Source organism: Mailhella sp. (genome assembly GCF_057866825.1).
Window position 1 is genome coordinate 1 of the sequence record NZ_DBMAHT010000113.1, and the last position, 6402, is coordinate 6402.

At 60.1% G+C, this 6402-nt stretch carries 6 protein-coding genes; 5 read left to right on the plus strand and 1 reads right to left on the minus strand.

Annotation, left to right across the window (positions count from 1 at the left end):
- Positions 1-848: DnaA ATPase domain-containing protein (locus ACZM96_RS08900; protein ID WP_489488610.1), on the minus strand; the 848-nt coding region annotated here is incomplete at its 3' end.
- A 1524-nt stretch (positions 849-2372) separates the two neighbouring features.
- Here ACZM96_RS08900 and ACZM96_RS08905 point away from each other — a divergent pair.
- From ACZM96_RS08905 to ACZM96_RS08925, 5 genes are read left to right on the plus strand one after another with little or no spacing between them, the layout of a single operon-like run.
- The gene (locus tag ACZM96_RS08905) at positions 2373-3050 is read left to right on the plus strand and encodes a NifB/NifX family molybdenum-iron cluster-binding protein (protein WP_489488611.1); all 678 of its coding nucleotides are present in this window, start codon (positions 2373-2375) and stop codon (positions 3048-3050) included.
- Between the two features lie 10 nt (positions 3051-3060).
- The gene (locus ACZM96_RS08910; RefSeq protein ID WP_489488612.1) at positions 3061-3960 is read left to right on the plus strand and encodes a 4Fe-4S binding protein; all 900 of its coding nucleotides are present in this window, start codon (positions 3061-3063) and stop codon (positions 3958-3960) included.
- Positions 3953-4825: an ATP-binding protein gene (locus ACZM96_RS08915; RefSeq protein ID WP_489488613.1), complete on the plus strand. Its 873-nt coding sequence runs from the start codon at positions 3953-3955 to the stop codon at positions 4823-4825. Before ACZM96_RS08910 ends, ACZM96_RS08915 begins: the two co-directional genes overlap by 8 nt.
- A 34-nt stretch (positions 4826-4859) precedes the next feature.
- On the plus strand, positions 4860-5240 hold the full coding sequence (locus ACZM96_RS08920; protein ID WP_489488614.1) for a NifB/NifX family molybdenum-iron cluster-binding protein: 381 nt from the start codon (positions 4860-4862) through the stop codon (positions 5238-5240).
- Complete coding sequence (locus ACZM96_RS08925; RefSeq protein ID WP_489488615.1) at positions 5237-5617, plus strand: hypothetical protein; 381 nt, start codon at positions 5237-5239, stop codon at positions 5615-5617. The genes ACZM96_RS08920 and ACZM96_RS08925 overlap by 4 nt, the downstream gene beginning before the upstream one ends.
- Positions 5618-6402: the final 785 nt, after the last annotated feature.

A 6402-nucleotide genomic window follows, 5' to 3' on the forward strand; every position in this document is an offset into this window, starting at 1 on the left:
CGGCCGCCGTGATCCTGAAGATTCTTAATCGTGGAAAGCAGCTCTTCCTGCGTGCGATCCTTGCCGCGCAGAAAATGCACGTCTTCCAGAAGCAGCATGTCCAGCTGACGGAAACGTTCCTTGAACTGGTCGATGGTCTTGTACTTCATGGCCTGCACGAACTGCGAGGTGAATTCCTCGGCCGTGAGATACTCCATGCGCACCTGACGCTTGTCGGCCTCAAGACTGAGCGCACGCCCCACCGCCTGGGTGAGATGCGTCTTGCCGAGCCCCGCTCCCGCACACAGAAACACCATGTCCACCGGAGCGCTCGCTTCCAGAATGTTGCTCGCCGCCGCATAGGCTATCTGATTGCACGGCCCGACAACAAAATCTTCAAAGGAGTGCTTCCACCCCTTCATCATGGCCGGATTGAAGGTGCGCACCCGAGGCAGCGGCATGGGCAGATCAAGCTGCTTGTCGGCCATGAGCACCGTCGGCGCCGTGGACGGAATGGAAGCCGCCAGCTGTTCAAGACTCGTCGGACGCGGCAGCTCCGCCTTCTTGCGCGACGAAGACGCACGCACCGTCACCTTCACGCGGCTGCCGAGCTGCGAAGACGCCACTTCCGCAATGGCCTGAGAAAACTGGTCGCGCACCTGAGCCGCCATAAAATCATTCATGGCGGTCAGGCGAACTTCCCATTCGCAGGCTCCGACAGGTTCAATAAGAAGCCCCTGGCCGCCGGAACGGTCAGTGCGCGACAATTTGACCACATCACCCTTGAGAGGCTCAAGAAAAACCTTGAACTTTCCCTCGGGGAGTCTGCTGCGAAGTTCGTTAAGTATAGAAGACCAGATTTCTTTCATAACAGAGAATCTTTACAGAAGGGCAAAGGAAAATACCATCGGCATGAATCAAAAATCCGCACTATGCCGCAAGTGCGTTTTTCACAACGTCTCGAACTAATAAATCATTATCATAGTTGAAAAAATTTTCAACTCCTCCATTATTGGGCTTTTTATATTAATCCATTGATAACACTTGAAATTTCTCCGATAACAAAAAAATTCCACAAAGTTTTCCACTTTTTCTTCCACAACTTGCCTTTTATTTTTCTCAGATTTTCTCAATTTTTCTCCATTTTTCATGTTTTTCCTTCGTTTCCTTCCGCCCTCCGATCCTGCCTCCCCCTCAAGAAAAATCCCCCGCACATTTCTTTTTTGTTCTCCTTTTCCCTCCGCTTACGCCTCCATCCGTGAGAATTTCTCCCAACTTCCCTCATTTCCTGACTTTTTTCTCAAAGTCATAAATTGTCGACATTAGACATCCCCATCCCTGCCTCACCGAATGCGGCCATAACGCCCCAAACGCCTCCGCTTCGCCCCCGGACAGCAAACTTCGAACCCCAGAAAATCCCGAATAATCCAGCTCTGCACAAATCACCAAAACACAGTAAAGACAGAAAAGGCAGAAAAGACAAAAGGCAGAAAAGGCATCGGGGGAGATAATCTCCCCCGACCCCCATAATTTGCGGGACGAACCCTGTCGGGCACGTCCCGCAGCCTTTTGGGTGAACGGTGAAGCTTCCCCGTCGTCTTCCCCTGCCGTTCACATTCCTCCCCTTCCCCAACATCTGGAAATTCTATCAATGTGGACATGTTCGGCGGCGTGTTGCCCACGGGATTTTCCCCAAAAAAAATATCTGGAAAGCCCTTCCTTACTCACGACTGTCCTGCGAAGGCCGGACAGGAGTCGGCCACCGCAGGCGGGCGCAGCATGCGAGCGCTCGGCATCCGCCACGTCCCGTTTGCGCAAGACACGCTGTACGAGATGCGGAACTTGCACGACGGCGGCTGCGTTTAACGCCGGAAGTGAATTCCGGCTACTTGCCTGCCGTCGGCGCGACCGTCTGAAGACAGGTCGCGGGCCCCAGAGCGTTGAGAGAACTCTTTCCGGTTCACTTTCGCGGCACTTGGTGTTCTCCCCAAGCATCTGGAAATCCCTTCCTTACTCACGACTGTCCGGCGCAGGCCGGACAGGAGTCGGCCACCGCAGGTGGGTCCGAAAGGACACACCTGCACTGAGTCCGCAGACCGAACATCGCCTGCCAAGCACGCCATCCCTCGCAGTCCCAGCCTTTCCGACCTCCCGCCCTCGCCCTTTGCCTCGGCCATAATCTTCCCGTTCACCCTGTCCTGCCGAAGCAGCGTTAGCTGCGAGGCAGAATCAGGGGGGCGCGGGGGGAATTATTTCCCCCGCATGCCTTTCCTGCCTTTCCTGTCTTTCCTGCCTTTTCTGCCTTTCCGCATTACGGAGGGGTTGACGCGGGGAATTTTCTGGTTATGCTCATTTGTGCAAAACAAACATTGATTTTCAGGTTCGGAAGGAAGATGCCGCGTCCCAGACAATGTCGATATGTAAGTTCTGCGCCATCGGTGACGTATTTCAAGCCGCGCGGGATACCGCTGCGCGAGCTTCAGGAAGCGTGTTTGAGCGTGGACGAGCTGGAGGCGTTGCGTCTGGCGGATGCGGAGGGGCTCACGGCGCAGGAAGCGTCGCAGCACATGCGGGTATCGCGTCACACGTTCGGGCGAACGCTGGCGTCGGCGCGGCGCACGGTAGCGCTGGCGCTCACGCAGGGAATGGCGTTGCGCATTGAAGGCGGCACGTACGCCGTGGTTTCCGATTTCTGTTCCGGGCACAAGGAGCACACCATGCAGAAGATTGCAGTTTCGAGTGAAGGGCCCACGCTTGACGACATGGTAGATCCGCGTTTCGGCCGGGCCGGCGGATTTGTTGTGGTCACGCTTCCGGAGAAGAGCGTGGAATACATCGACAACGGAGCCTCGCAGACCATGAGCATGGGCGCGGGCATAGAGACGGCCGAGCGCATGGCGCGCGCGGGCGTGGACGTGGTGATCAGCGGCTATGTGGGGCCCAAGGCCTTTGAAGCGCTGAAGGCGGCGGGCATCAAGATTTGTCAGGACGTGGAAAACGTGAGCGTGCGCGAGGCGGTGGAACGCTTTGAAAGCGGCTCTCTTCCCTTTGCCGAAGCCTCGAACAAGTAGCGGAGGAAACATGCGGGTAGTCATAGCCAGCGGCAAGGGCGGCGCGGGAAAGACCTGCGTGACGGCCTCGCTTGCCGACGTGTGGCGCGGGCCGCTCGTGGCCGTGGACACCGACGCCGAGGCGCCGAATCTGCATCTTTTTCTTCCGCCGCGGATGACGGAAACGACGACGGCATATCTCGACGTGCCGAACATGGATCCGGAAAAGTGCATTCACTGCGAGAAGTGCCGGAACATCTGCACGTACAAGGCCATTGCGTCGTTTGCGGGGCGGATCACGCTTTTTCCCGACATGTGCCACGGATGCGGCGGATGCTTTGCCGTGTGTCCTTCGGGCGCGCTCGTTCACGGAAAGCGCGAGCTCGGCGTGCTTGAGAGCGGCGACGTGCTGAACGGTTCGGTGAGATATCTTGCGGGCCGCACGCGCATCGGGGAATCCATGACGCCGCCGCTGCTGCGTCAGGAGCTGCGCCGGCTCTCCGCCATGCTCGAAGAACGTTCCGCCGACGCCCTCATCGACTCGCCTCCCGGGGTGAGCTGTCCGGCCGTGACCGTGGCCCGCGAGGCCGACGTGATTCTGCTGGTGGCGGATCCCACGCCGTTCGGCTTTCACGATTTCAAGCTGGCGCATCAGGCGTTTCTGCCCATGGAGCTGCCCGTGGCGGCGGTGATCAACCGGGCCGGAGCGGACGGCAACGCCGAGGGCGACGAGGCCGTGCGCGCCTACTGCCGCGAACACGACGTGCCCGTGCTTGCCGAGCTTCCCTTTGAACGCGAAGCCGCCGAACAGTACGCGTCGGGCCGTCTGCTGGCGGAGCTCTCCCCCGCCTGGCGCGAACGCTTTGAACATTTGAGGGACGCGCTTGTCGAATTCGGCGCGAAGCGGGCCCGGGAGGCGCATCATGCGTGAAATCGTCGTCATCAGCGGCAAGGGCGGCACCGGAAAAACCACCGTGAGCGCAGCCTTTGCGCATCTGGCTGAAAACAAGGTGATCTGCGATCTGGACGTGGATGCTCCCGATCTGCACATTCTGCTTGATCCCACGCCGCGGGAAACCCATGCCTTCGTCTCCGGGCACAAGGCCGTCATCCGGCGCGACGCCTGCCTTGCCTGCGGCAAATGCGCCGGTCTGTGCGCCTTCGACGCCATTTCTCTGCGCAAGGACGGCTACGCCGTCGATCCGCTGCGCTGCGAAGGCTGCGGCGTGTGCGCGCATCTGTGCCCGGCCAAGGCCATTGATCTGGAAGAGCCCCACTGCGGCGACTGGTACAAAAGCGACACCCGCTTCGGGCCCATGGTTCACGCGCTGCTCTTCCCCGGTCAGGAGAACTCCGGCAAGCTCGTGAGCCTGCTCAAGGCCGAAGCCCGCGCCCTCGCCCGCGAACAGAACCTGGACACCATTCTCTGCGACGGCTCGCCCGGCGTGGGATGTCCGGTCATATCCTCGCTGTCGGGCGCAAGTCTGGCCGTGGGCGTGGTGGAACCCACTCCCTCCGGACGTCACGACTTTCTGCGCGTGGCGGATCTGTGCCGTCATTTCCGCGTGCCGGTGGCCGTGATCATCAACAAGGCGGACCTCAATCCGGAAGAGGCCGACGCCATCGCCAGAGAATGCGAACAACGCGGCGACGTCCTTCTCGGACGCCTCCCCTTCGATCCCGTGGTCACGCGGGCCATGGTGGCCCGCAAGGCGCTCACGGAATTCGACAATCCTGTGGGAAACAGACTGAAGGACATGTGGTCGGCCCTTCAGAAGCTGAACGTGCGCCGCTGAAAGGCGCCTCTACGACCGTTTTCAGGAGTCTTACATGAGCACTGTTGTTGCCGTTCCTTCCGTCATGCCCGGCGGACTCGACGCCCAGATGGGCATGCACTTCGGCCATTGCGACATCTACACCATCGTGGAAATCGAGGACAACAAGATCAAGTCCGTCTCCACGCTGGAAAATGTGCCTCATCAGCAGGGCGGCTGCCTCGCTCCCGTGCAGCACCTCGCCTCGCACAACGTCAACGTGCTGCTCGCCGGCGGTATGGGCATGCGCCCGCTCATGGGCTTCCAGCAGGTGGGCGTGCAGGTGTTCTTTGCCGGCAATCAGCTCACCGTGGGCAGCGCCGTCAACGCCTACATCGCCGGACAGCTCCAGCCCTTCAGCCTCGAATTCACCTGCGGCGGCGGACACGCCCATTGATGCCCTGCACCATGGATATCCTCGTCGTCTCGCCCCGCGCCGAACTCTGGCAGAGCCTCCGGCCGCAGTTTGAAAAACACGGCGCCGTCCTGAGCCTCGCCTGCTGCATGGACGACGCCCTCAGCACCTTGAACCGGCACCGGCCCACCCTCGTCGTGCTCGACATCAACGCCGATAACGCCGCCCTGCGCCACGCCGTGTTCCAGGTGCTCTCCGTCAACGCCATGATCCATACCGCCGCCGTCACCAGCATGACCCCCGAAGCCTTCCACGACGCCATGGAAGGCCTCGGCATGCTCGCCGGCCTCCCCTCCACCCCCGCCCCCGCCGATATCGACGCCCTCATGGACGCCCTCGCCAAACTGGAAGGAAAGTAGGGAGAGGGAGAGAGAAGGAAGAGATGGCGGGGGAAGGGTGACACCCTTTTGAAAAAGGGCTGTCCCCCTTCCCCCGCGCCCTCATCCCCCTTCCTAAAACTTTTATTTTGGGGACGGGCACGGAAAAAAGGTGCGGCAGGGATGCGCCGCGGTGCGTCTGTCTCTGGATTTTCCTTCATCCGCTTCCCCTTGACGCAGGTCTTTGCGTTCCGTGCGCCGCCCTCTCCGTACCTGACTAGTCAGGATTTTCTCCCTCTGTCCACTGAAATTCCGGCTTCGGAAATTCCCCCGCTCGTCGTTTTCCGCCGAGCTCCGGCGCTCTCTGCTTCGCTCCGCGGTTTCGCGCATTCCTCCGCCGACAGGCAGAGGAAGAAAAAGAGATGGAAAAGTTTGCGGGGAAAGGGGGACAGCCCTTTTTCAAAAGGGTGTCTCCCTTTCCCCGCACCCCTATTCCCCTTCCTAAAACTTTTATTTTTGGGGGACGGGCGCGGAAGGAACGTGCGGCAAGGGATGTGTCGCGGAGCGTCTGTCTCTGGATTTTCCTTCATCCGCTTCCCCTTGACGCAGGTCTTTGCGTTCCGTGCGCCGCCCTCTTTCGTTTCGATGTTTTCTCTTTTGCCGACATCCCCGCAGGCTGTCCGATGCATCCGCGTCCCGTGGTCTCCCCGCCCGCAAACGGAAAGACTTCTCAAGGTGCGGCTTCCCTCCACCCCCTCTTCCCTCTGCTCCCTCGCCTGCTTTCCCCGGCGCATTTTCCCTCCGCCGTCGCCAGTTCCTCCCCAACT